The following is a 24,235-nucleotide window of genomic DNA, read 5'->3' as shown; positions in this document are numbered from 1 at the left end:
CCGCTAATATTTATTGTTTAAATAGTATGTTCTGTTCGCGCAATAATATCATCCTGCGCGTCAGGGGATAATGCGGTAAAGAAAGCGGAATATCCAGCAACGCGGACCACTAAATCACGATATTGGTCAGGATGTTGCTTCGCTTTCAGCAGCGTTTCCCGCGACACGATGTTGTATTGCACGTGCCAACCTTGGTAGTCCTCAAAGAAGGTGCGCAGCATCAACATCAGTTTTTCTCGATCCCGCGGATCCTCCAACGTCGCCGGGTTCAGTTTCTGATTCAGCAACACGCCGCCGAGGATCGACGCGGTGGGCAGTTTGGACAGCGAATTGAACACGGCGGTCGGTCCCAGATGATCGGTACCGGAGGCCGGGCTGGCACCTTCCGCCAACGGCGTATGCGCTTTACGGCCGTCTGGCGTGGCCAGGGTAGCCGCGCCAAAGGGCACGTTAGCTGAAATCGACGACGTTCCGGCGTAGTAGGTGCCGCCTATCGGGCCACGACCAAAGCGGGTGTTGTGGTACTGCTTCAGTTCGTCGATATAAGTCTGATAAGCACGCACCAGCAGTTGATCGACCTCATCCTCGTCGTTACCGTATTTTGGAGCGGCGTTGAGCAGACGCTGGCGTAACTGTTCGCCGCTCAATCCGTCGAAGTCATTTTCCAGCGCTGCCGCCAATTGCCGTTGGCCAATAACCCCTTGTTCGAAGACCAGCTTGCGCACCGCCGCCAGGCTGTTGCCCAGGTTGGCTATGCCGACCTGCAGACCAGAAACCCAATCGTATTTTGCGCCACCTTGCTTGATACTTTTGCCGCGTTCGATGCAGTCATCCACCAGCGCTGAGCAGAGGATATCGTGAGCGTTTTCTTCTAATACGGTATCGACCACGCATTCAATTTCAATCGACTTGCGCGTGTAATAGCGGATCTGGCTGTCCCAGGCACCCAGCACCTGCTCAAAGTCGGCGAAGTTTTCCTTCGAGAGCGCCTCTGCTTGTGGCAGGAAAACTTTGCCGGAGGTCGCATCGCGCCCTTGTTCCAATGCCGCCAGCATGACACGAGCGAAGTTGATAAAGCTCATGCCGGTGCAGCGGTAACCCCATTTCCCGCCCACGGCGGTTTCGATACAGCCGATCGCCGCGTAGTCATAGGCATCCTGCGGCTCCACGCCCAGTTTGATAAACTCAGGGATAACGATTTCATCGTTGTTAAAGGCTGGCATGCCAAACCCACAGCGGATCACCTGCACGCAGGCGTCGAGGAAGTCGTTACTCATTCCTGCATGGTAACGCACGCTGAGATTAGGCTGGGTGGAGCGTAAGCGCCCGCAGGACTCCAGAATGGCATAGGACAAGGGGTTAACCGCATCGCAAGGTTTGCCGTTGATCAGTTGCTGTCCGCCAATAGTGACGTTCTGATACAGCGGGCTGCCTGCCGAGGCCTTGGAATGTGAGCCGGAACGGATCTTGTTGATCTCCAACAGCTTCAACCAACAACTGTGCAGCATTTCAATCGCACGCTCGCGTGACAACGTCTGTTCCAACTCTACGTCACGACGGTACCAGGGGTAGAGATATTGGTCGAGGCGGCCAAAAGACACCGAATGGCCGTTGGATTCAATCTGTAGCGTCAGTTGAATGAAGTAGCACAGTTGCAGGGCCTGCCAGAAGGTCTGCGGTGGCCGATGGGCAATCAGCTCACAGTTTTCCGCGATGGTCTGAAGCTCTTCACGCCGCCACAAACGGTTTTCCGTCTGCGCCATGTCGCGCGCCAACTGGGCAAAGCGCAAGATATGCGCGCTTAGCGCTTCCAGGGTCAGATCGATTGCCTTAAGGAATTGCTCCTGATGCAACTCTTCCCAGTCGGTAAGCCGGATACGACTGCGACGTTCATCGACCTTCTCGCGCAGCCCGTCGAGGCCTTTTTCCAACAGTAGTGGGAAATTCACCGCGAGATGGGCATCCCCTGAGGTCATATTGCCTTCAGCCTTGATGATACCGGTGGCCAGCAGGGCCTTTTGTTCGTCGGTAAACATGCCGTAGCAGCGATCTTGCACCGTCTGGCCGCGCCACCACGGGCATAGCCGATGCAAAATGGCCTTGTTCTCTTCGCTGACCGAGAAACCGGCGCCCGGACGGTCGGCCAGTTGGTCAATCTCGTCTTCGATCCAACTGACGGTATATTCGGGGAAAATCGGCGCAGCGCGTAATTCGCTGGCCTGGTTGCCGATAATCAACTCGTCGTTATCGATTCGCAAAGTTCGCTTAGCCAAATGGTTAGCCAATGCCAGTGCCCGACGAACCGGCAAGGGTTTGTCCTGATGCTGCTGATAGGCTTCGGTGTAGTGCTGGGCGCGTTCGGTGCAAACCGGCGGTTTGACGATATGGATCAGCGCGTTCTTGTGAGCCTGGGTGCGTTCGGACAGGGTGGTCAGATCCAGCTTAGTCATGGTGTTATCCTCGCAAAATGGCAGTCAGCCCTTTGGCCTCGGCGTACTGTTCGGCATAGGCCAGCAGTTCAGGGGCATCTAGTGGGGTGCGGGCCGCGTGATAAGGCTCGCCGAGCAGGTTATATTTGTTGATACCCAACGTGTGGTATGGCAAGAAATGAATCTCTGTAACGCCGGCCTCATCGGCGGCGAAATCGACAATCGCGCGAATTGAGCGGCGATCGGCGTTAAAGTCGGGGATCAGCGGGACGCGCACGGTCGTTCGGGTACCGTGCGCGGCCAGGCGGCGGAAGTTTTCCATTACCCGTTTGGCGGAGCCGCCGGTCCACTGCTTGAAACGTTTTTCATCGACGTGTTTCAAATCCGCCAGCATCAGATCGAGCCAAGGCAGCGAAGGTGCTATGTGCGACCAGGGCGTATGCAGGCAAGATTCCACCGCGGTATGAATGCCGGCCTCACGGCCGCGCTTCAGCAGTTCTGCCGCCATGGCAGGCTGCATGAAGGGTTCACCGCCGGAGAGTGTCAGGCCGCCACCGGTGCGCAGATAAAAAGGCCGATCGCGCAGCACCTCGGTCATGATATCGTCGATATTTACTGCGCTGCCGCACAGGCTGAGTGCGTCGGTTGGGCAACGGGCGGCTAATGCGGCATACTCTTCGTGGCTGAGTAACTCGCGCTGGATCAGCAGGTTGTCGTCTATTCGTTGAATCGCCTGAGGATGGCCTTCGGCGCACAGGGTACAGCCGCTGAGGCATAAACGCGGATCGAACAGCAAATTCGCTTTTCGCGAGCGGCTTTCCGGATTCTGGCACCAGAGACAGCCCAACGAGCAGCCCTTCAGGAACACTACGCTGCGGATGCCTGGACCATCATGGGTGGAATAGCGCTGCAGATTGAAGATCACGAGTCACCTGTCATTCGGTTGCTTTTCTTTTGCCATTAAAGTTGTTTCGAATGAAAGTTGATTTGATTTCGATCAAATATAAATGCGTTGCATGTTCCTACTATGATGAGAGTTTGAATTCGTCCACAAAAGATTCAGGAGTCCGTAATGGAGCTTTATCTCGATACCGCCGATGTGAACGCAGTAAAACGACTGGCGCGCATCCTGCCTCTGCACGGTGTGACAACCAATCCGAGCATTGTTGCCAAAGAGGGAAAACCGATTTGGGAAGTGTTACCGGCGCTGCGCGATGCGCTGGGGGGCACCGGCAAACTCTTTGCTCAGGTGATGGCTAACGACGCCGAGCGCATGGTGGCGGAAGCGGCGTTGCTTCATCAGCGAGTGCCTGGGCTGGTGGTTAAGGTACCGGCGACCGCAGAAGGCCTGGCAGCGATTAAAAAACTGAAGTCGATGTCGATTCCTACGCTGGGGACGGCGGTTTATGGTGCGGGTCAGGGACTGCTGGCGGCGCTGGCGGGAGCTGAGTATGTGGCCCCATACGTGAACCGCCTGGACGCGCAGGGCGGTGACGGCATTGAAATGGTTCACGAGCTGCAGCAATTGCTGACGCTGCACGCGCCGGGAGCCCGTGTGCTGGCGGCCAGTTTCAAAACGCCGCGTCAGGCGCTGGAATGCTTGCTGGCGGGTTGTCAGGCCATCACTCTGCCGGTCGACGTGGCTGAGCAGTTCCTCGCGGCACCGGCGGTTCAGGCCGCGGTAGAGAAATTCGAGCAAGATTGGCAGGGGGCATTCGGCACTAATCTGCTGAACTGAGAACCACATAAGCAAAGAAAAGGGCGCCCGTTGACAAAGTGCTCTGTTGTTTAATGGTAGGGGCGCTGCATGCTGTGCCCAATAGCATAATCAATGGGTTAAATCGGGTCGAACATGTTCGACCCCTAGCGGTTTAGCCTTTTCGCAGGTTTGTCAGCAGTCTGAGGGCGCCGCAGCGCCCTGATTATAACAACCTGAATTTATACATTTTCACGCAGGACGATCGGCGACTCCTGCGCCGTGGGCTGGCTGGCATTCAGCGCGCGACGGATCACAAAGAAGGCGGAGACCAGCATGGTTACCGCCACCAGCATAAAGAAAGCGCACAGTGCGGCGTTAATCTGGTTACTGAAAACGATGGTCTCCATATCCTTCAGCGTCTTGGCTGGCGCGATCAGCGTGCCTTGTTCAATACCGGCAGAGAATTTCTTCGCCTGCGCCAGGAAGCCGATGCTCGGTTTCTCGTGGAATATTTTCTGCCAGCCGGCGGTCATTGAGGTAATAAACAACCAGACGGTCGGCAAAATGGTCACCCAGGCATAGCGCTGTTTTTTCATTTTGAACAGCACCACGGTACCGAGGATCAAGGCCATCGAGGCCAGCATCTGGTTGCCGATACCGAACAGCGGCCACAGCGTATTGATGCCGCCGAGCGGATCGACCACCCCCTGATAGACAAAGAAGCCCCAGCCAGCGACGGCCACGGTGGTTCCCGCCAGATTACCGAACCAAGAACGGTTGTTAGCTAACCGTGGGATCGCTACACCGACCAGATCCTGCACCATAAAGCGACAGGCACGGGTCCCGGCATCGACGGCGGTCAGAATAAACAGCGCCTCGAACAGAATGGCGAAGTGGTACCAGAAGGCCATCATTGCGCGGCTGTTAAACACCTCGGTAATGATGTGTGCCATGCCCACGGCGAAGGTCGGGGCGCCGCCGGCGCGCGACAGGATGGAATGTTCCCCGACGTCTTTGGCAATCATCGTCAGGGTTTCCGGGGTGATCATAAAGCCCCAGCTGTTAATCACCTGAGAGGCATTTTCCACCGTGGTGCCGATCAGCGCCGCTGGCGAGTTCATGGCGAAGTAAACGCCTGGGTCGATCACCGACGCGCAAATCAACGCCATGATAGCCACGAAGGACTCCATCAGCATGGCGCCATAACCGATAAAGCGAATATGGCTCTCGCGCTCCACCAGTTTCGGCGTGGTACCGCTGGAAACCAGCGCATGGAAACCGGAAATCGAACCACAGGCGATGGTGATAAACAGGAACGGGAACAGCGAGCCGGCGAACACCGGGCCGCTGCCGTCGATAAAGCGCGATACCGCCGGCATTTTCATTTCCGGCATGGCGAAGACGATACCTACAGCCAACCCGATAATGACGCCAATCTTCATAAAGGTGGACAAATAGTCACGCGGTGCCAACAGCAGCCACACCGGCAACACCGAAGCGACAAAGCCGTAAACCACCAACACCCAGGTCAGCGTGGTGCCGTGCAGCGTGAAGAAGGGCCCCCAGTAGGGGTCTTGCGCCACGTTGCCGCCGTAGATGATCGCCAGCAGCATCAGCGCAAAACCGATCACCGAGATTTCAGCGATTTTACCCGGCCGGATAAAACGCATATACACGCCCATAAACAGGGCGATTGGGATGGTTGCAGCGATGGTGAACAAGCCCCAGGGGCTGTCGGCCAGGGCTTTAACCACCACCAGCGCCAGCGCGGACAGAATGATAATCATCACCCCCAGCGCGCCCAGCATGGTGATCACTCCGGCGAAGGCACCCAGTTCCTGCTTGGCCATTTCACCCAGCGAACGACCGTCACGACGGGTAGAGATGAACAGGATCAGGAAGTCCTGCACGGCGCCGGCCAGCATTACCCCGACCAGGATCCAGATAGTGCCGGGCAGAAAGCCCATTTGCGCTGCCAGAATAGGGCCAACCAGCGGCCCGGCCCCGGCGATGGCAGCAAAGTGGTGGCCAAACAACACCCACTTGTTGGTAGGGACATAGTCCAACCCGTCGTTGCGACGTTCGGCCGGGGTCATGCGGCGGTCGTCGAGCTCAAAGACTTTTTTGGCGATAAACAGGCTGTAGAAGCGATAAGCGATGCTGTAACAGGCGACCGCCGCTACCACCAGCCAAACCGCATTGACGTGTTCACCGCGGCTTAGCGCCAGCATGGCGAAGGCGAATGCACCGACCAACGCCACCACCAGCCAGATGATCCCGGACTTGACGTTTTTCATGTTCAACAACTCCTTGGTGTGCAGAAAAAAGAAAGAAGTGTTCTTAGGGAGAATGGCTACAAATTAAAAGTAGGAGTTTTGCAGGCGAAGAGAAGCAGGTCGGATGAGAAATGTGAAGCCGGTTGAGTAATAGCGTAAAAACAAGGTGATGAGGATGTTACTGGGAATAAAAAAACACCGGAGGGAGACCCGTCCGGTGTTTGTCTGGCATAACGTTTATGTTGCGGGTTAAGCTGCCGGTCTGGCGATCACGCTGCGGGTTTCCATACGCACTTCGGCGATGGTGACCTGCAGGGTATCCCCCTGGCGATAAACGACTTCGCCTTTGATCTGCACCGTGCCGGTATCCTGGCTGCATACCATTTCATCACGTACCGCGTGAATGAAGGGCGCCGGGATAAAGGCCACTGCGCCATTGTCCAGCAGACGAACGCGCAGGCCGCCGCGGGTTACGTCGATGATTTCCGCGTTGAAGCGTTCATCGGTGCCTGCTTTATCCTTGAGGTAGCGCGCGTAGAGCCAATCGCCGACGTCACGTTCCGCCATCCGGTTCAGGCGACGACGTTCGGCCAGTTGGATTGTCACTTCGTCCAGCGGTTTCTCTGCGGACTGCCCGGTGATAACGGCTTTCAGCAAGCGGTGGTTGACCATATCGCCGTATTTCCGGATCGGAGAGGTCCAGGTGGCGTAAGCCTCCAGGCCCAGACCGAAATGTGGCCCCGGCGTAGTGCTGATTTCGGCATACGTCTGAGAGCGGCGAATACGGCTGTCGAGGAACTGGGTCGGTTGCGAATCCAGGTGACGACGCAGTTCGCAGAAACCTTCCAGCGTCAGCAGCTTCTCGGCTTCGGCTTCAACGCCGTTGGCTTGCAGCACGGTTACGGCTTGCTCAACCAGCAGTGGATCGAAACCGGTGTGCACGTTGTAAATGCCAAAGCCCAGACGGTCGCGCAGCACAATGGCGGCGCAGACGTTGGAAGCAATCATGCACTCTTCGACGATGCGGTTGGCGGTGCGACGTTGTTCGGTGATGATCTCCAGCACTTCGCCTTTTTCACCCAGCACAAAGCGGTAGTCTGGGCGATCTTTGAATACCAGAGCATGCTGGTGGCGCCAGGCGTTACGTGCATCGCACACGCGCTTGAGCAGGGTGATTTGCTGTGCGATTTCATCGCTCGGCGGCTGCCAGCCGGTAATGCCTTCCAGCCAGTCGGAGACTTCGTCATAAACCAGTTTGGCTTTTGATTCGATCTCGGCGCCGAAGAAGCGAATATCGTCACCCAATGCGCCGTCTGCACCGATGGTCACGCGGCAAGCCAGCACCGGACGGCGTTGGTTCGGACGCAGTGAACACAGGTTGTCTGACAGATCGCGCGGCAACATAGGGATGTTGAAACCTGGCAGGTAGTTGGTAAAGGCGCGCTTGCGGGCGATTTCATCCAGCGCGCTGCCTTGCGCGACGTAGGCGGTCGGATCGGCAATGGCGATGGTCAATTGCAGCGAGCCGTCGCCGTTGTCCTGCACAAACAGCGCATCGTCCATATCTTCGGTGCTGGCGCTGTCGATGGTGACAAAATTCAGAGCGGTCAGATCTTCACGCGGCACGGAAGCATCCGGCTCATCGATAGCGATCATCTCCGGCGCTTCTTTTTCCAGGCTGTGACGGGCCAGCGTGACCCACCACGGCGCAAGGTGATCTTCACCGTCGGTAATAAATTGGGTCAGGTCGGCATTGAAGCCGCGATCGCCTTTCAGCGGGTGGCGGCACATTTCCGCTACCGCCCAGTCACCGGCCTGGAAGTTATGCTTCAGTTCACGCACCGGACGGCAAGGGATCGCGTCTTTCAGCAACGGATGATCGGGTACGATGGACAGACGGTCATCACGCTTTTGCACACGGCCGACAAAGCGCGACAGGAAGGGCTCGATCAGGGTTTCCGGCTCGGCGATTTCACGTTCTTTCTCGGTATGCAGGGTTGCGGTCACTCGGTCCCCGTGCATGACTTTCTTCATGTACGGTGGCGGAATGAAATAGCTTTTTTGACCGTCGACCTCAAGAAAGCCAAAGCCTTTCTCAGTCCCTTTTACTACGCCTTCAACGCGCGGGGTCTGAGAGTGAAGTTGCTGTTTAAGCTGCGCCAGCAGCGGGTTATCTTGAAACATATCGTCCAGTGAATGGGTTGTGAGTGGCAAGATTTGCGGCTGACAGTTTTACGCGAATCACCCGCTGCGGGCAAGCCAAACGTCACGGTTTTCCCGCGTTGGGGCGCGATTTTATGGAATATTGGGCGTTCAAAAGGCGGGAAGAAAACCCCGGCTCGAAACGCCGGGGGGAAACGGGGAGTAAATCAGTTCTGTAGCGGCGTAGGCTGCAGGATTTCAATCCAGTAGTCGTCGGGATCCTTGATAAAGGCCACGTAATTCATGCGACCTTCATGCAGACGTTTCTGGAAGTTCACGCCAAGGCGCTCAAAACGCTCGCAGGCAGCGTGCACGTCAGGCACCGTCACACAGAGGTGGCCAAAGCCACGCGGCTCACTGTTGCCGTTGTGGTAATGAAAATCGGCCTGATGCTCGGTGCCGTGGTTATGGGTGAGCTCCAAAATACCCGGTTGACTCAGGACCCAGCGTTTACGGGCATCGTCATCCTGTGGGATCTGGTCGCGCGGGCTGCGGGTCAGGTAGCAAATGGTAAACGCGGCTTCATTGAAGGTTTCCAGATACACCGGGGTAAAGCCGAGCACGCGGGTATAAAAGTCCAGCGCTTGGGTTAAGTCCTTCACGCGGATCATGGTGTGATTGAACACGTAGCCGTCGGTGACGGTTTCCGGCTGCGCGGTTACGCCCGGCAGGTTCAGTAAATCATTCAGTGGCATAGGGATCCCTCTTAGGTTGTCGATACGACTCTAGGGCAAATAAATGCTAATCTAAAGTGATTGTTTCTAACTAAAACACTAACTAAAAGTGAATGAAGCATGAAGCTGAGTCAGCTTAGATTTTTCTGCGCCGTGGTGGAGTATAAAACCATTGCCGCCGCCGCGCGGGAATTGCACTGTGTCCCCTCCAACGTCACGTTGCGCATCAAAGAGTTAGAAGACTCACTTGGCGGCGAGTTGTTTTTTCGCGATAAAAACCGGCTCTATGTCACGCCGAAAGGCCGACAGTTCTATCAACAGGCCGTCGACATCCTGACGCTGGCAGACCGCAGCCAACAATTGTTCGCCGGTCGTCAACCGCAGGGCCTGCTGAATCTTGGGGCGCTGGATTTTTCTCTGATCAGTCACCTGCCGTCACGCATCGCTCACTTGCGCCGCAGCCAGCCCCACATGCAGGTCAACGTGCTGAGTCGAGACTCGCTGGTGCTGGAACGGATGCTGATTGACAGCGAGATCGATCTGGCGTTGACCGACGGGCCGATAGAGCACCCGCTGCTGGCCAGTCGCGCGGCGTTTGATGAGCGCCTGGTGCTGTTGATGCCGGCCTCGGTGCCGCAGCTGGACGCCGCAACCCTGGCACAGTTAGAGTTTTATACTTTCAGCCGCGAGTGTTCTTTCCGCCTGAAAATCGATCGCTGGTTGGCCTCACGCCAGCTAAAGCCGCGGATGACGCTGGAGATGGAGTCGTACACGGCGATGGCAGCCTGCGTAAAAGCGGGTTGTGGCGTCGCCTGTGTTCCGGGGTCTTTGCTGCCGATGATCCTGCCTGAGCAGGCGTTAAAAGTGGTGGAAATGGGGGCGGAAGGGGTCAGCAATTTGTACTTCGTGTGGCGCCGCCATCAGCTCTCTGACGAGTTGCAGACGGCGCTCGATCTGTTAATGCACCCGGCGTGAACCGGGTGCATCCATTCAGGCAATACGCAGCGTCGGTTGCGCCGCACAACGGCGGATCTCCACCGGTATCGACTTCGACGTTGGCGTGCCGGTGCCGTCACCAAAGCTGGCCAACGGAACCAACGGGTTAGTCTCTGGGTAGTAAGCCGCCAGATTACCACGTGGGATATCGTAGCTTACCAGTTTGAAGCCACTGACCTTACGTGTAATGCCGTCATTCCACAGCGTTTCAATCTCTACCAGCTCACCGTCTTGCATATCCAACGCCGCCAGATCTTCAGGGTGTATAAACAGCACTTCTCGTTGGCCGTAGACGCCGCGGTAACGGTCATCCAGTCCGTAGATAGTGGTGTTGTACTGATCGTGCGAACGCAGTGTTTGCAGCGTGAAGGGCGCCTGTCGGCCATCCAACTGCGGGAACAGGCTGGTTGGCAGAGGCGCAGCGCTAAATTCGGCCTTGCCGCTTGGGGTGTCAAAGCGCAGTTCTGCGGCGGCATTACCCAGGTAGAAACCACCTGGCTGGTCGCAGCGCCGGTTGAAATCTTCGAAACCGGGAATGGTGGCGGCGATATGGTCGCGGATCAACGAATAATCGTCTGCCAGCTCCAGCCAGTCGAGCTGCTGGTTGCCCAACACCGCATCGGCGATGCCGCACACGATGGCGGTTTCAGAACGCTGGGTCTCCGCCAGTGGTTTACCGACGCCTTCCGACGCGTGCACCATGCTGAAAGAGTCTTCAACCGTAATGTACTGTGGGCCGCTGGCCTGCATATCCTGTTCGGTACGGCCCAGGGTCGGCAGGATCAGCGCGTCTTTGCCGGTGACCAGATGACTGCGGTTGAGCTTGGTGCTGATATGCACCGTAAGATCACAACGGCGCAAGGCGCGGGCAGTGCGTTCGGTGTCCGGCGCAGCCGCGGCCAGATTGCCGCCCAAAGCCAGCAAGACCTTAACCTCACCACGCAGCATCGCCTCAATGGCCTCTACGGTGTTATGGCCCGGTTCGCGTCGCGGCGAGAAGTTAAAGTGCTGCTCCAGGCTGTCGAGCAGTGCCTTGGGCGACTTCTCATCAATGCCCATGGTGCGGTTGCCTTGCACGTTGCTGTGGCCGCGTACCGGACACAGGCCGGCGCCCGGTTTACCCAACTGACCGAACAGCAACTGCAGGTTGGTGATCTCACGTACCGTTGGCACAGAATGCTTATGCTGGGTGACGCCCATCGCCCAGGTGCAGATCACGCGTTCGGCACCCTGATAAATCGCCGCCGCCTGACGCAATTGTTCCTCGCTGAGGCCGGACTGCTGGGTGATTTGTTGCCAGGTCGTAGCATCGACCTGCGCCAGATACACCTCGACGCCGACGCTGTGTTGACTGATGAATGCCTGATCGAACAGGCCGGGTTCACCGGCCGCCAGGCGCTCACGATGACTTTCCAGCAGCGCTTTCACCATGCCGCGCACGGCCGCCATATCCCCGCCGAGGTTGGGTTGGTAATAGGATGAACTGATCGGCGACGACTTGGGCGTCAGCATTTGAATCGGGCTTTGCGGATCGGCAAAACGCTCGAGGCCACGTTCGCGCAGGGTGTTAAAACTGACGATGCGCGCACCGCGGTTGGCGGCATTTTTCAGGCTATGCAGCATGCGCGGGTGGTTGGTGCCGGGGTTCTGGCCAAACACGAAGATGGCATCGGCTTTTTCAAAGTCGTCCATGCGAATGGTGCCTTTCCCTACGCCGATACTTTGTTTCAGGCCCACGCCGCTGGCTTCGTGGCACATATTGGAGCAGTCAGGGAAATTGCTGGTGCCGAGCATACGACCAAACAATTGATACAGATAAGAAGCTTCATTGCTGGCGCGGCCCGAAGTATACAACTCGATCTGGTTCGGGTTATCCATCTGGTTAATGTGCTGGGCGATTAACGCCAGCGCATCCGGCCAACTGATCGGCTGGTAGTGGTCGGTTTCGGCGTTATAGCGCATGGGGTGGGTGAGACGGCCCTGGTATTCCAGGAAATAATCACTTTGCTGCAGCAGGGTGCTGACGCTGTGAGTCGCGAAAAACTCCGGCTCGACCGCGTTACGCGTGGCTTCCCAACTGACCGCCTTGGCGCCGTTTTCGCAGAAACTGAAGGTGCTGTGGTTGTCGTCGCCCCAGGCACAACCTGGGCAGTCGAAGCCGCGAGCCTTGTTCACGCGCATCAGGTTACGCAGGTTTTGCAGCGTCTGTTTACTGTCGAGCACATAGCGGGTAGTGGCTTCGAGTGAACCCCAGCCGCCCGCCGCGCCGGTATACGGCTTTATTGACGGTTTAAATTTCATATTGTTCTTCGCAGGTGATGTAGCTAATAAGTGAACGCTTTTTTAAGCGCTTTCAGTGTTTATGTCACAAGTTTAGGTTGGGGCGGTGTGAGCGTCTAATCGAATGGGACAATGGCGGCATAGAGCAGATTTATCGCGTAGCGGTACCGGGCAAACAAATCGTTGCATTATGACACCTGCTGAAAAAGAGTAACGATTCCGCTTTCCCGATAATTAATGCAGTCTATATCACGGATTATATTGGCATTTTATTTAGCCCAAGGGCCTGAGGAACAGTGATTGAAGCGTTTAGTATGGGTGATGATCGCCGGCATGTTAGTGCCGCTGGCGGTACAGGCAGCAGATGTTCCCTCCAGTATTGCGCAAAACACACCGCCGGCGATAGACGCCGCCTCTTACGTATTGATGGATTACACCACTGGACAGGTGTTGGCGCAGGCAAACGCAGATCAGCGCCGCAACCCAGCCAGCCTGACGAAGCTGATGACCGGATTGGTGATTGATCACGCGCTCGATCAGCACAAAATTGGCCTGGATGACGTGGTGACGGTGGGCAATGACGCCTGGGCGCAGGGCAACCCGGTGTTTAAGGGATCATCATTGATGTTCTTAAAGCCAGGTGACAGGGTCACGGTTCGCGATCTCAGCCGCGGTATCATCATTGATTCGGGCAACGATGCCTGTGTCGCGATGGCGGATTATGTGGCAGGTAGCCAGGCGGCATTCGTTAAGTTGATGAATGAAAAGAGTGCCCAGCTTGGCCTGCAGAATACCCATTTCGAAACCGTGCATGGGCTGGATGCGCCGGGGCAATTCACTACGGCGGGCGATTTGGCGGTGATTTCACGCGCTATCATCATGAGCGAACCGGCGGAGTATCACATGTACAGCGAGAAATCGCTGACCTGGAACGGCATCACCCAGCAAAATCGCAATGGGCTGCTGTGGGATAAAAACCTGCACGTCGACGGGTTGAAAACCGGCCATACCGCCTCGGCCGGCTTTAACATTATTGCCTCTGCTACCGAAGGAGACCGGCGGCTGATTGCGGTGGTGATGGGCGGTAAAAGTTCGAAAGGGCGTGAAGAGCAGGCGCGCAAATTGCTGACCTGGGGCCTGCGTGATTTCACCACCGTGCATCTGTTCAGCGCCGGGCAAAATCTGGGGCAGGAAAAAGTGTGGTATGGCGACCGTCATGAGGTCGCGGTGGGCAGTGCAAAAGAGGAATATCTCAGCCTGCCGAAAAGTGAAGCCGACAAACTGAAGGCGCAGTATGTGGTCAGCGTTCCGCGCCTGGATGCCCCGTTGACCCAAGGGCAGACGATTGGCGAAATCCGTATCAGCGATAACGGCAAGCTGCTCAAAACCTTGCCGCTGGTGGCATTGCAACCGGTCCAGCAAGGCGGCGCGTTCTCACGATTGATGGACTACGTAAAACTGAAGATTTGACCCCTCCGGGCGTAGCCAGCTGCGCCCGAAACCCTACAGCGATGGTATACTCAGGTCAGTCATGACTTATTGAGCCGTTTTATGGATATTAAGCAACTGATCTACCTGTGACATCAAGCACTAGCTCACTGTTGTTTTGTTAATCTCCCTCCACTTCACTAAATCCCCTTTATAAATCAGGAGAAGTAAGCGCTTCTCCTCATTTCATCCCTCTAGTTTTACCCAATTCTCACGATTCCTACCACATTTTCATGTACACACAGTAGTACATAATTTACTGTTACTCCTATTGTTGACACATGTGTGTACTAGATGGGGTTCTTATGGCACTTACTGACAGTTTTTTGCGGTCTGTAGCAGGGAAAGAGTCTGATGCAGTTAGAGAAAAATCTGATAGAGATGGCTTATCAGTTCGGATCAGCAAAAAAGGTAAGTTAGTTTTCCAGATGCGCTATATGCGTGCTGGAAAGCAGCGCCGGTTAGATATTGGAACCTATCCGGGCATGACGCTGAAAGATGCCCGCGATGAGACAGTCACTCTGCGACGTGTACTTGAGGAAGGGAAAGACCCAGCTGGACACATAGCGAACCGTATTGCAGACAATCAAAAAGCCATGACGGTAGAAGAGGTCGTGCGTGACTGGGATCGGGTATATGCGACGGTAAATATAAAGCGGCACAGTATACTTTTGCGCTCTTTCGAAATTCACGTTTTCCCCAGTATTGGTCAAATGAAGCACGATAGCGTTAGCCCGCATGTGTGGATGGACTTAATAGACTCAATTACCAAAAAATCACCTTCAATCGCCAGGCGGATTTTATCAACAGGGATCCAGGCGCATTCATGGGCGCTCCGTAGAAGTATGGTAAAAACTACCCCCTTGGAAGGTGTGTCGGCCAAGGATATGGGGATTAAGCGTAATGTGATTGATCGCGTTCTTGATGATAGTGAGATTCGATTGCTATTTGAAGTGCTGGAACATTCTAGAATGACTCAGAAAAATAAACTTTTCATGATGTTAGTTCTTTTGTTCGGTTGTCGGTCGGGAGAGTTAATAGCTGCAAAAGTGTCACATTTTGATTTTGAAAGGGATATCTGGACTGTTCCGCCAGAAAATCATAAAGGAGGGAAAAGTGGAAAGCCGCTCTTAAGGCCAATTACGCCAGCAGCAAAAGTGATGATTAAGGAGGCGATGAAGTTTAACGGCGGCTCAGAGTTTCTTTTTGAAAGGGCATTGAAAGGTAATTTCCCAGATCGTCCTATGGATAGCGCTTCAGCACTTTCATTGCCTAAAACAGTAAAATCATGGGTTTTGACCCATAAAGGCCTTGTGATGAAGCATTGGACAATGCATGACTTGCGTAGAACAGCGCGGACGCGGTGGGCAGTCCTTGCACCACCGCATGTATGCGAAATTATGCTGGGCCATAAGCTCCCAGGGATCTGGTCTGTTTATGACCACAATGATTATCTGGAAGAGCAAAGAAAAGCCTATGTAGCTTGGTGGGATGAGGTTTGCAGGATAGTAGGGCGTTCAATCTTGTTTTGATAGCCTTCCAAACTCCTCTATTTCAGAGCGAAGAAAGAAACCGTGTATCACCGGATCGGGAAATCCTTTCTTCGCTTTCTCTCCTGTTTTTTTGTTGCGGCTATTCCAGTTGTGAATGGTGGTTCTTGATCTGCGAAACAGATCGGCAACTTCTTGCGTACTCATATATGGAGAGTTCATGATTACCTCTGCTATTTTCCTTCTCGCACTCTGTGAACCTCGCAATTTAGTCGCAGCCATGCCGGTGGATGCTTAGGCCAATAGGGAGCGATTTTCACTGCGTGTTTGTCGAGTAGCTGTCGGAAGGTGAATTTGTTGGTAGGGGATTCGAATTCGTTCAGTAGTTCTCTTGCTGTGCTGCGGAGAAGATTTTTCTGGATGCTGCCGGTATCAGCGACAGGTTGCATTTTATCTACCCCAATTGCGCGACGCGGCGTTGACGCAAAAATCGATGCGGATTTGTACCCACATCACATCGACCGCCCGAGCCACTTCGAATGCTTTAAGCCAAATACTGGCCGCATCGCCATATTGGGCACGGCGTTCCGCCTCAGCGGCCTGGTGCGCTAAGTTTTTATATCCAAATGTCATGATGATGCTCCGGTATTAGTAGGCGCGCTGGTGGGTTACTGGTGCGAGTAACTTGTTGAATTGCTGGACGAGAAGAATGTGACGGACAACTTCTGGCGGCTCGCTTCGTAGATAGCTATCAGTGATTTTCTGGAAGCTTTCTTTTGGTCTGGCTCTGGCATAGGTTTGGTACTGAGGATCTACGGCTAAAACCTTCAAGGCGCGGATATTAGATTTGATATAGACGATTTCAGCGGTGACGTACTTGGACTGGGTTATTGAGCAGCGCAAAGCCGATATTCTGGATGGCGTGATATTTTCGTCAGGAAAGGCTTTTCTGAGTGAGGTTATGTGCTCATCCCGGATGTAAAAACCACCGTCAGCAATCAGGTACTGCAAGATTTCATAATTGGTCATGCTCTGATCCTTATCTGTGTGTTGTACCGCTCATGACTCATAACTACCCATGAATGGCCGTTGTCTTTTGAAAGCAAACGCCAGCAGCGGGCCACTGGCAGTGTTAAGTGGTTATGCTGGTATGTTCGTGTGGGTGTCTTTTTGCCAGCCTTATAGGCGCATAGAACCCCCTCAGCTTTGATGCTGATTCGTTGTGGAATTCGAGGTTTCATTTTGTCCGGTGGGGAAGCGTTATTTGGTGGTTGGCGCCCAGCAGATTTTTTTGATGTCTGGGCGGCGAACGCGCTCAACAGCCTTTTCTTTTTCCAGCCTGATTAGCCGTCTGCGTATGGCTATGCCGGTCATACCTTTGTAACCAGCACAGCGGAGAAGGTTTGCAACTGAATCAGGGGTGGAGCCGGTAGCGCTGAGCCGTTCGAGAATTTCGTTATCGTCTGGCATTAAGAGCAATGTATTGCCTCCAAAGTTGATAATAAAAAAACCTCGGCTGAGCGAGGTCATTTGGGTTAATGCTTTCTTCTGTTGACTTCGAAGGCGCTAGAAGTGGTTGGAGGCATCTTCTTTTTGGCTTTCTTTCCTGTGATTCTTTTTGAGGACTTGCAGTCTAGGCAGGCAATAATTACAGAACCGTCATCCATTGATATCCTTCTGCATTCCAACCGATCTTTGTTGCACCTTTCACATCTAGATATGCCCTTTATGACTCTGTAGCTCTTTGCCTTAGGGCGATTAGCTCTATCTAAGCTCTTAGGCAATTGTTACTCATCCTTTGGATAAAATGCAGGGTCAGGAAACTGGCGAGGTACGCCTCGGTAATGATGCAGTCGCGGCTTGAAATATTCCCGAAGACTAGGCAGTTGATCGCCTTTCACCTGTGCCGGCATCACTGGTATGTTCATACGCTCCTTGTATGCCACACCTGACGCAGCCAAATCTACGTTAACCTTCTCACGTTCTTCTGGCGACTTGTCGCCTAAGTTGTATGACATAGCCAAATCCTATGTGAGGGTAAAGTCATCATCGAATGCAGTGTAGCCTCGCTCGACTCTCTTCATTTCGAAAATGAACAATATCCCGTCGTAGAGTGAAGTTGGTCGATCATACTCCAGAATGAATACATCGTGATAGGTTCGCCCGAGCCAGTAGCCGCCGCCATACTCTTTCAGGCGTTGGAAGAACACCCAGCCACCCTCTACAAAATGTGGGAGAGTTTCGCCGCGATAGACGACTTGATAGCCGAGTTCTTTTGAAGCCATAACTCACACCGCAGAGTACTGTTTGTATATACAGTATAATTGAGACCGCGGGCTAGTCAATCAAACAGCTCTCCACCACATCCTTTCGGTTATCAGCAATGGTGTAGCCCATACCGAAAGTTTTATAGAACTTAACTGTTGATCCCGTTCCATTTGGGGTGATATCGGCGAACATGGTGTCTTTCCATGTAAAGACCGTGATTTTATTACTCGACTTCTCAACATGTGTCGTGTTGTCTCGTTCAAGCATGACACGGGTATTAGTCCATCGTTCATAGATGCATTCGCTAAGAGCTTCAGGTGATTTGCTGCTCTCCCTGCTCAGTAATGGTGTTTCGTTTCTAGCCTCATTAGGCGTTGATAAGCATCCCGACAGAAGCGCTGATGATGCTAAAATAAGTGCTATTCCTTTCCTCACGATTTTTCCTTCCGCTTGCCCTACATTTTTGATTGCAAGTATAGCTACAACTTGATGTGTTTTCTGCGTCCATTTCTCAATGCCGTCAGCACCATAAAACGGTATAATCATTCTCAGAATCTAATGCTAACAGAGTGTTAGAATATCTGACTAAACCAATTACCAGCATGGTAAAGTTACATTTTAGTGGCTTCTGTCAATGACTGAATTTACTCAGGGTGATGAACACAATGTTAAGTCTTAGTCCTGGCATGCAGGGATTTTTGGCTGGTGCTGCTGCGATAGGTATTCCGCTGATGTTCAATCTTGGTAAAGAACTTTACTTTGATTGGAGGAAGAGAAAAGAAGAACGTGCATACATTAGTGTCCAGCTCATTTTCTTACTGGATAAGTTCGTTGCCCGCTGTGCGGATGTTGCTTGGGATGTAGGTTACGATCAAACCGAACAGAAGCCTGATGATTCAGAATTATCAGACCAAGCACCAGTTCCTGTTTTCGATATGAGTAGCGTTAAAGGCGAGCACAAATATCTAGAACCTGACATGCTAAGTAGATTGCATTCCATCGAAATAAAGCTAAATCAAGCGAATGAAGCCCTTTATCATGAAGATGAGCCTTGGCTTTATGGTGACGGACTTTGGATGTATTACGAAAAACGCCGTGCGCTTTATGGTCAAGTTGGCGCTTACGCAGCATCCATTGCTGATGATTTGCGTACTGAGTTCAATATCGAAACCATTCACGGGTGGAAACCTAGCGAAAGAATTACGCGAAGTGTTCGGGATTTGAAGAAGATTAAAGCCAAGCGAGACAAACGAGCAAAGCAGCGGAAGCAAAGAAAAGCCGCAGAAGCTCAAGTACAGAACTGAAATCTGACAACTTTTGCACCGGAGCTAAGCTAGGTTTGTTTTACGTTGCTCCATGTAGCGAATCATTTCAGCACCAACCCAAGCGCCCACCGGAATACTCACCCCGTTGCCAATCTGCTTGTAAGCTGCGGTATCTGACACGGGAAAACTGAACCAGTCAGGTACACCCTGCAGGCGAGCATATTCACGCACTGAATACGGGCGAACTCCGTCAGGGAATCGCTTATCGACAACAAGTCGAGTGCTCTTATCCTTCGCATAATGCGCCACACACGTTGGGGCGATATCTCCGCGTGCTGGGTCACTGATAATCGGTAAATCCCTGTAAGAGCCACTGAGTCTCGCCTTGATGGCTTTAGGTAAAGTTACCTGTGGGTCTTCTTCCAATACCGCACTCAAGGGCAGCGGTTTGAATTTCTCGGGAGGCCTGATGGAAAACGCACGCCGAGTACCGATGATGATTAGGCGGTTACGCCGCTGTGGAAGCCACGTTTCGGACTGGATAGGGCAAAACACCTGGATGAAGTAATCAGGCATGCGGGTCATCGCTTCCATCACAACCGGGAAGGCTCGCATTCCTGGCACATTCTCGATCACATAGAATTCTGGCTGAGCCAGAGCGAAGTGACGCAGAGCATGCAGGAACAAGTCATCGCCGGTTCGCACCCCGTGAATGTCGCCAATGGTGCTGTACTTGGTGCATGGGTAGGTGAACACCATCCCATCACTGGCGTCTTGTTCAAATACCAGTTCTTGGCTGATATCGCATTGCTTTACGTGATCGCCGAGGTTGTGCCGGTAAGTCTTGCAAGCGTCAGAATCAAGTTCGAAAGCCTGATTAATCGTGATGCCTGCGCTCAGTAGGCCGACATCCATCAGGCCAGCACCGCAGAAGTATGAATTTACAGTTACCGTCATTTGACCTCCTGTTGTTCAGCATCGAATGTCTGCATGTGCTGTTGTCGGTACTCGTTGAGGATTTTGTTTATTTCCTCCCTCGTTCCTGGCATGAGCAGTAATACATCACCTTCTTCACGCAGCATTGGCGAGGCGTCATAGAGCAGCTCGCATAATCTGCGTGCGCGGGTGGCGCTGAATAGGGGAGTGATAAAGGACTTGGTAACCTTCTTCTTGCCTGCCTTCTTGGCCTTTTCGACGTCACCGGCAAGCACTCTTCCCGCAGCTTCGCCGTGCTCTTTTACGCGGTCTACCGCGGCGTCAACGGCAACAGAACCTTCTCTAACGAGCGTCTGAACGTCGTGGTTTGCCTGGCTGAATGTCAGTAGCTTATCGACCGTTGCGCGGCTCTTACCGACCAACGCGGCGATTTCATCAGGGGAAAGATTGAACCCGGCCAGCTCTTTTACAACGAGTGACTGCTCGTAAGGGGATAGGGGAAGTTGGGTGTTACTGTTCATGATGCGTGCGACGCGCTCCACATCATTCCCAGTGAATTGAATTATATGTATAGGCTTTACTGGTTTTCCCGCGTCACGACAGCGGCTATAAGCGTGTCGGCGGCGATGCCCCTCGACAACCCAAACACCGCCATCATCGCGCGGCCTGACTTCTAATGGCGGAACTGGCTTACCACGCATTAGGTGCTGAAAGAGTTTTTCATCTTCTGCCAGGGAGTGTTCGCTCTCCACGCGTTTATTGAAGCCTTCCTGAACATGAATGTCGTCCAGTTGGATGGTCATACGGCCATCAGGACGCTTGATAGTGCCGTTGTTGAACATTTGCTTAAATGAGTTAGCCATCGGTTATTCAACCTCTCCGTGGATTGTGCTTTCGCTATGGTGCTGTAGGCGACTGCTTGAAGGGTGGGTAATGGCATACGTCAGGACATACGCCGAACCGTCTTTAAAACCCGTCCAACGTGCGCATGCGCTGACTATCTGGCCCTGAACATCCTTACCCCGGTGATCTGAGTAATTCACGATGGTGCCAATGTGGTAACGCGGTTCGCACAGGCTCGGCGGGAGAGGTTTCTTTTCCATGATTAACTCCAAACAGCGCCAGCAGTGAGCAGGCACAAGGTAAAAATAAGCAGATAGAAGAGGTGTTTGCCGTGGTGGCGTTTAGGGGCAAAATCGCCCCCGGTGAGGTCGTACTTATGCTGGATGCGAGCGTTGAGCGTTACCATGCTGGCCTCCGCTGCATTGTGTGCAGGCGGCGCTGCAGGGTTTTAATGTTGTTGCGGGTGACGTAGAAGCTGGAGCAGGTGTCGGCGCAGACGAGGATTCTCACGGTCTTATATCTGCCGTCTTCGTAGCGTTGAATGCTTACGCCTTTCTTCTCTACATCGCGTGTCTTACCGCAGTGTTCACAGCATTGTGTGGTGGTTTGCATGACATGTCCTCTCAATGAAAATTACATGGATAAAGGCACTGCCTGAGTTGATGCGCGCGCTCGGTTTCCCTACGTTTCCAGCACTCTGGAGCGGTGGGCAGCGCCTTTATTGATGTAAAAAAGAGCCCCGGCTAGCGGGGCAAAGGATGACAAGGGAGGTGTTACGGAGCAGGCTTGTGATGACTCACGCACCTGGTGGCGCATCGAACCGGGGATTTATACTGTGTAGGTTAAAATTAGAACCGGAATGATGCGCCACCAGATAAGTGAGAAGCCGGTATTACCCGGCGATGAGAATGCCAATTACCGACCAGAACGCGACGCAGAAGACAACCACGCCAGTCCAGACGATTTGATTAAAGGTCATGATTGCCTCAGTGCGCCCCGTAGGGCGCGGTGGGTATTAGTTGAGTAGGTGACGGTTAGTACCGATGAACTAGACCATTTCGCGGAGCTTCTTCTCGGTAGTGATCAGCGCTGGTAACTCTGCCTTAAGGTCATCTGGTAGGTAAACGTTACCCCTCCATTGCAGGCCTGCGCCGGTCAGCGTGTAGCTGAACAGCCATTCCATATCGTTGTTGGACTCCCAAACGCAGAGGCAATGCTCGCTATCCAGTTTTTCAACGGTCAGCGTTAACCCGCGTTTCTGTGCCATGTTGAAAGTGGTTTTTGTAATGTCGAACATCGTTTAGCTCCTCAGTGGTCTTAATGAAGCGCCCCACAGGACGCTTTATAAGTTCACTTCACCCAGCGCTGTCCGCCGCATGCCTGCTGTGCCATACCCCCGTAAGGGCTGGGGACTGCCGGGTACTGAGTTATGCAGATCTCTCTGCTCAACGCTGGGTGACTAAACCTGATTGTTAAAGAGCGTCCCGGTGGTTTGGGGTGACGTTGTTGCTGTCGATGGAATGAATAATAGCCATGAGTATTTTTAATAGCAATAGGTATTGATCATGATTCAATAGCAATGGGTATAATTCGTTGTTTCGAAAGTGAATTTAGTTGATAAAAATTGGTATTGAGGATTTGTATGCGATGTTTTGTGGGGAGGGTTGCAGGGCAAAATGGATTGATTTTCTTTTAAAAAGAGTTAATTATAAAAATAACTGTATATATAAACAGTATTTTAAGGCTTAACAGCTATTTTTGATCCCGGGGGAAGTATGGTTGAGATGTTGGTTCGTATTTCTGCGGGGGTCTATAAAGCAGAAACCCTGCCTGAGCAGGGTCTTAGTGGTTACATCCTGAAGTCACGGAGTAGTAAAACCACGACTCCTATCAATGAATCTGGCGTTAATTCGATGAGCGGTACGCGAGAATCATCCACGGATAAGAAGCCGAAAGCACCACCATCCAGGAAGCGATAGGCTGATACCGAGTTATTTACTTTGGCTAGAACTAAATCACCTGTACCTGGAGCGATGTTGGCGTCAGCAATAACAATAGAGCCTGCTGGAGCTTCAGAACACCCACTGTTTCGCTTGAGAATATAAGCCTTCCACGACGGGAGTGGTTTCCCTTTTGGCGAGATAACAAAGTCATCCGTTTCACCATTTTCATCCCATACCGGTATCTGGCTAGAACGATCAAGCCTTGGCGAAGGAGGGCTATCAGTGCCTGTCATCTCACCAACGCCGTTAGCCAGCCAATCGACATTTACGCCAAGAGCGTTCGCAATGTCTACCAGCTTACCTGATGTTTTTGCCTTCCCTTTCGTCAATCGCCAAATCGTAGGTTGTGCAACGCCAGATGCCTCAGCAAGTGCTGCCTGAGTCATGTTGTCACGAAAGGCCATCGCCTGGTTAAGGCGTTCTGCAAGTGTCGTTTTCATACCAGCGAATTTATAGCCGTGCGTATTAAGCGTCAAATTCGAATTGCTATTGCTAATTAAAATACTCATTGCTATTATCCATGATGATTAATACGTTTAAGGATTAAGTAATGAACGAAGCTATTCAAAAGGCAGTAAGCATCGTTGGAAGCCAACAAAAACTCGCATCTCTTTGTGGCGTGAAACAGCCAACAGTTTGGCGCTGGCTCCACGGTGGCGGCATTGATGCTCGTTACGTAAAGCCAATAGTTAATGCCACTGGTGGACAGGTTAAAGCTCTTGAAATTCGTCCTGACTTGGCCGATCTGCTGGATGCAAACTGATGAGGGAATTATCAATGGAAAACAATGCAATAGCACGAAAGTTAGAACCGCCAATTATCAACGCAGTTGAGATTGAAGGCGTATTGCTCAACCGGCTTGCATCGGTAGGGCAAAAGGCTTACGCGGAGCACTTAGGGATTAGTGAGTCGACTGCAAGTCGCCGTAAAGGAGAGGGGCATTTTGCAGCGATGGCCAAGGAGCTGGCATTCCTGGGAATTCAGGCTGCACCTCCTGAAGCGGTTTTGGTTTCTCGGGATTATTTGGCGTCGGTCGAAACATTGGCTGATATCGGATTGAAAGCTGAGCGCAGCCGACCAGGGCCGCTGGGATGGGACTAAATGGCCTGGGACACTTTTGTTTACGACAACATCAAGCGGCAGCTGGTGGCTGAAGGGTTCAGCGAGGCAGTCGCTCAGGGGGGGGCAAATTATGGTGCTGATCACTATCGCCGTATGTCGCAGGCGAGCCGCAAGGGGATGGCATTCGACGACTGTCTCACACGTGCCAGGCAGTTTGCGCTTGCGAGTTGTACGAAGGAAGAAAAGCCAGAGAAGGCGGGTAGGAAAGAAAAAAGCCGAGCAGTTGCAGCTGCGCGGCCATCACTAATCTGATTTGGAGTTCTG

27 protein-coding genes are annotated in these 24,235 nt (G+C 53.1%); 8 read left to right on the top strand and 19 right to left on the bottom strand.

Annotation, left to right across the window (positions count from 1 at the left end; translation table 11 throughout):
• Nucleotides 1-17: 17 nt before the first annotated feature.
• Together M2407_RS07180 and M2407_RS07175 are read right to left on the bottom strand one after the other, a co-directional pair.
• On the bottom strand, nucleotides 18-2,450 hold the full coding sequence (locus M2407_RS07180) for a formate C-acetyltransferase/glycerol dehydratase family glycyl radical enzyme (RefSeq protein ID WP_259217422.1): 2,433 nt from the start codon (nucleotides 2,448-2,450) through the stop codon (nucleotides 18-20).
• A gap of 4 nt (nucleotides 2,451-2,454) precedes the next feature.
• Complete coding sequence (locus M2407_RS07175; protein WP_259217421.1) at nucleotides 2,455-3,354, bottom strand: glycyl-radical enzyme activating protein; 900 nt, start codon at nucleotides 3,352-3,354, stop codon at nucleotides 2,455-2,457.
• 147 nt (nucleotides 3,355-3,501) lie between these two features.
• Between M2407_RS07175 and fsa the strand changes: the two genes are divergently transcribed.
• The gene (gene fsa, locus M2407_RS07170; RefSeq protein WP_020827117.1) at nucleotides 3,502-4,167 is read left to right on the top strand and encodes a fructose-6-phosphate aldolase; all 666 of its coding nucleotides are present in this window, start codon (nucleotides 3,502-3,504) and stop codon (nucleotides 4,165-4,167) included.
• A 200-nt stretch (nucleotides 4,168-4,367) separates the two neighbouring features.
• On the opposite strand, the gene M2407_RS07165 is transcribed toward fsa, so the two are convergent.
• The 3 genes from M2407_RS07165 to gloA form a co-directional block, all read right to left on the bottom strand.
• Nucleotides 4,368-6,425, bottom strand: coding sequence for a carbon starvation CstA family protein (locus M2407_RS07165; protein ID WP_116690360.1), 2,058 nt, complete (start codon nucleotides 6,423-6,425; stop codon nucleotides 4,368-4,370).
• Between the two features lie 228 nt (nucleotides 6,426-6,653).
• Entirely contained in the window at nucleotides 6,654-8,588 is a 1,935-nt protein-coding gene (locus tag M2407_RS07160) for an exoribonuclease II (RefSeq protein WP_130016730.1), read from the bottom strand.
• A gap of 185 nt (nucleotides 8,589-8,773) precedes the next feature.
• Nucleotides 8,774-9,301 carry a lactoylglutathione lyase gene (gene gloA / locus M2407_RS07155; RefSeq protein WP_259217412.1) on the bottom strand — a complete coding sequence of 176 codons (528 nt, stop codon included), beginning with the start codon at nucleotides 9,299-9,301 and terminating at the stop codon, nucleotides 8,774-8,776.
• 99 nt (nucleotides 9,302-9,400) lie between these two features.
• Here gloA and M2407_RS07150 point away from each other — a divergent pair, with 99 nt between their 5' ends.
• On the top strand, nucleotides 9,401-10,255 hold the full coding sequence (locus tag M2407_RS07150; RefSeq protein ID WP_122079488.1) for a LysR family transcriptional regulator: 855 nt from the start codon (nucleotides 9,401-9,403) through the stop codon (nucleotides 10,253-10,255).
• 15 nt (nucleotides 10,256-10,270) lie between these two features.
• Here M2407_RS07150 and M2407_RS07145 read toward each other — a convergent pair whose 3' ends face one another.
• Entirely contained in the window at nucleotides 10,271-12,577 is a 2,307-nt protein-coding gene (locus M2407_RS07145; protein WP_259217409.1) for an FdhF/YdeP family oxidoreductase, read from the bottom strand.
• A gap of 279 nt (nucleotides 12,578-12,856) precedes the next feature.
• Between M2407_RS07145 and dacD the strand changes: the two genes are divergently transcribed.
• Together dacD and M2407_RS07135 are read left to right on the top strand one after the other, a co-directional pair.
• Nucleotides 12,857-14,026: a serine-type D-Ala-D-Ala carboxypeptidase DacD gene (gene dacD, locus M2407_RS07140; protein WP_259217408.1), complete on the top strand. Its 1,170-nt coding sequence runs from the start codon at nucleotides 12,857-12,859 to the stop codon at nucleotides 14,024-14,026.
• A 323-nt stretch (nucleotides 14,027-14,349) separates the two neighbouring features.
• A complete protein-coding gene (locus tag M2407_RS07135; protein WP_187961431.1) occupies nucleotides 14,350-15,576 on the top strand; it encodes a site-specific integrase in 1,227 nt (408 codons plus the stop codon).
• Here the strand turns inward: M2407_RS07135 and M2407_RS07130 are convergent.
• The 7 genes from M2407_RS07130 to M2407_RS07100 all read right to left on the bottom strand — a co-directional run bounded on the left by M2407_RS07130 (nucleotide 15,562) and on the right by M2407_RS07100 (nucleotide 18,348).
• Nucleotides 15,562-15,741: a helix-turn-helix domain-containing protein gene (locus M2407_RS07130; RefSeq protein ID WP_187961430.1), complete on the bottom strand. Its 180-nt coding sequence runs from the start codon at nucleotides 15,739-15,741 to the stop codon at nucleotides 15,562-15,564. The genes M2407_RS07135 and M2407_RS07130 overlap by 15 nt on opposite strands.
• A gap of 243 nt (nucleotides 15,742-15,984) precedes the next feature.
• Complete coding sequence (locus M2407_RS07125; RefSeq protein WP_259217404.1) at nucleotides 15,985-16,167, bottom strand: ANR family transcriptional regulator; 183 nt, start codon at nucleotides 16,165-16,167, stop codon at nucleotides 15,985-15,987.
• 15 nt (nucleotides 16,168-16,182) lie between these two features.
• On the bottom strand, nucleotides 16,183-16,563 hold the full coding sequence (locus tag M2407_RS07120; RefSeq protein ID WP_259217403.1) for a hypothetical protein: 381 nt from the start codon (nucleotides 16,561-16,563) through the stop codon (nucleotides 16,183-16,185).
• 231 nt (nucleotides 16,564-16,794) lie between these two features.
• Complete coding sequence (locus M2407_RS07115; RefSeq protein WP_259217402.1) at nucleotides 16,795-17,064, bottom strand: hypothetical protein; 270 nt, start codon at nucleotides 17,062-17,064, stop codon at nucleotides 16,795-16,797.
• A gap of 257 nt (nucleotides 17,065-17,321) precedes the next feature.
• Nucleotides 17,322-17,552 carry a DNA polymerase III subunit theta gene (locus M2407_RS07110; protein ID WP_259217401.1) on the bottom strand — a complete coding sequence of 77 codons (231 nt, stop codon included), beginning with the start codon at nucleotides 17,550-17,552 and terminating at the stop codon, nucleotides 17,322-17,324.
• A gap of 9 nt (nucleotides 17,553-17,561) precedes the next feature.
• Nucleotides 17,562-17,819, bottom strand: coding sequence for a hypothetical protein (locus M2407_RS07105; RefSeq protein ID WP_259217400.1), 258 nt, complete (start codon nucleotides 17,817-17,819; stop codon nucleotides 17,562-17,564).
• 52 nt (nucleotides 17,820-17,871) lie between these two features.
• Nucleotides 17,872-18,348, bottom strand: coding sequence for a hypothetical protein (locus M2407_RS07100; protein WP_259217399.1), 477 nt, complete (start codon nucleotides 18,346-18,348; stop codon nucleotides 17,872-17,874).
• A gap of 119 nt (nucleotides 18,349-18,467) precedes the next feature.
• Between M2407_RS07100 and M2407_RS07095 the strand changes: the two genes are divergently transcribed.
• Nucleotides 18,468-19,106 carry a hypothetical protein gene (locus M2407_RS07095; RefSeq protein ID WP_259217398.1) on the top strand — a complete coding sequence of 213 codons (639 nt, stop codon included), beginning with the start codon at nucleotides 18,468-18,470 and terminating at the stop codon, nucleotides 19,104-19,106.
• A gap of 24 nt (nucleotides 19,107-19,130) precedes the next feature.
• On the opposite strand, the gene M2407_RS07090 is transcribed toward M2407_RS07095, so the two are convergent.
• The 6 genes from M2407_RS07090 to M2407_RS07065 form a co-directional block, all read right to left on the bottom strand.
• On the bottom strand, nucleotides 19,131-20,024 hold the full coding sequence (locus M2407_RS07090; RefSeq protein ID WP_259217397.1) for a DNA cytosine methyltransferase: 894 nt from the start codon (nucleotides 20,022-20,024) through the stop codon (nucleotides 19,131-19,133).
• On the bottom strand, nucleotides 20,021-20,866 hold the full coding sequence (locus M2407_RS07085) for a chromosome partitioning protein ParB (RefSeq protein ID WP_259217395.1): 846 nt from the start codon (nucleotides 20,864-20,866) through the stop codon (nucleotides 20,021-20,023). Before M2407_RS07085 ends, M2407_RS07090 begins: the two co-directional genes overlap by 4 nt.
• Before the next feature lie 242 nt (nucleotides 20,867-21,108).
• Nucleotides 21,109-21,252, bottom strand: a complete 144-nt coding sequence (locus tag M2407_RS07080) for a hypothetical protein (protein WP_020826587.1) — start codon at nucleotides 21,250-21,252, stop codon at nucleotides 21,109-21,111.
• Nucleotides 21,246-21,458 (bottom strand): hypothetical protein, encoded by a 213-nt coding sequence (locus M2407_RS07075; protein ID WP_259217394.1) that lies wholly within the window; start codon nucleotides 21,456-21,458, stop codon nucleotides 21,246-21,248. The genes M2407_RS07080 and M2407_RS07075 overlap by 7 nt, the downstream gene beginning before the upstream one ends.
• 436 nt (nucleotides 21,459-21,894) lie before the next feature.
• Nucleotides 21,895-22,143 carry a hypothetical protein gene (locus M2407_RS07070; protein WP_259217393.1) on the bottom strand — a complete coding sequence of 83 codons (249 nt, stop codon included), beginning with the start codon at nucleotides 22,141-22,143 and terminating at the stop codon, nucleotides 21,895-21,897.
• A 552-nt stretch (nucleotides 22,144-22,695) separates the two neighbouring features.
• Nucleotides 22,696-23,358, bottom strand: a complete 663-nt coding sequence (locus tag M2407_RS07065; RefSeq protein WP_259217392.1) for a helix-turn-helix domain-containing protein — start codon at nucleotides 23,356-23,358, stop codon at nucleotides 22,696-22,698.
• 41 nt (nucleotides 23,359-23,399) lie between these two features.
• Here M2407_RS07065 and M2407_RS07060 point away from each other — a divergent pair, with 41 nt between their 5' ends.
• From M2407_RS07060 to M2407_RS07050, 3 genes are read left to right on the top strand one after another with little or no spacing between them, the layout of a single operon-like run.
• Nucleotides 23,400-23,612: a helix-turn-helix domain-containing protein gene (locus M2407_RS07060; RefSeq protein ID WP_115059005.1), complete on the top strand. Its 213-nt coding sequence runs from the start codon at nucleotides 23,400-23,402 to the stop codon at nucleotides 23,610-23,612.
• Nucleotides 23,612-23,950: a CII family transcriptional regulator gene (locus M2407_RS07055; protein WP_373417521.1), complete on the top strand. Its 339-nt coding sequence runs from the start codon at nucleotides 23,612-23,614 to the stop codon at nucleotides 23,948-23,950. The genes M2407_RS07060 and M2407_RS07055 overlap by 1 nt, the downstream gene beginning before the upstream one ends.
• Nucleotides 23,951-24,223: a hypothetical protein gene (locus M2407_RS07050; protein WP_259217389.1), complete on the top strand. Its 273-nt coding sequence runs from the start codon at nucleotides 23,951-23,953 to the stop codon at nucleotides 24,221-24,223.
• The last annotated feature ends 12 nt before the right edge of the window (nucleotides 24,224-24,235 follow it).

Source organism: Serratia sp. BIGb0234 (genome assembly GCF_024809915.1).
In the GTDB taxonomy this organism is placed as follows: domain Bacteria; phylum Pseudomonadota; class Gammaproteobacteria; order Enterobacterales; family Enterobacteriaceae; genus Serratia; species Serratia liquefaciens.
Note: the sequence above shows the minus strand (reverse complement) of the source record. Positions and strands in the feature narration are given on the sequence as shown.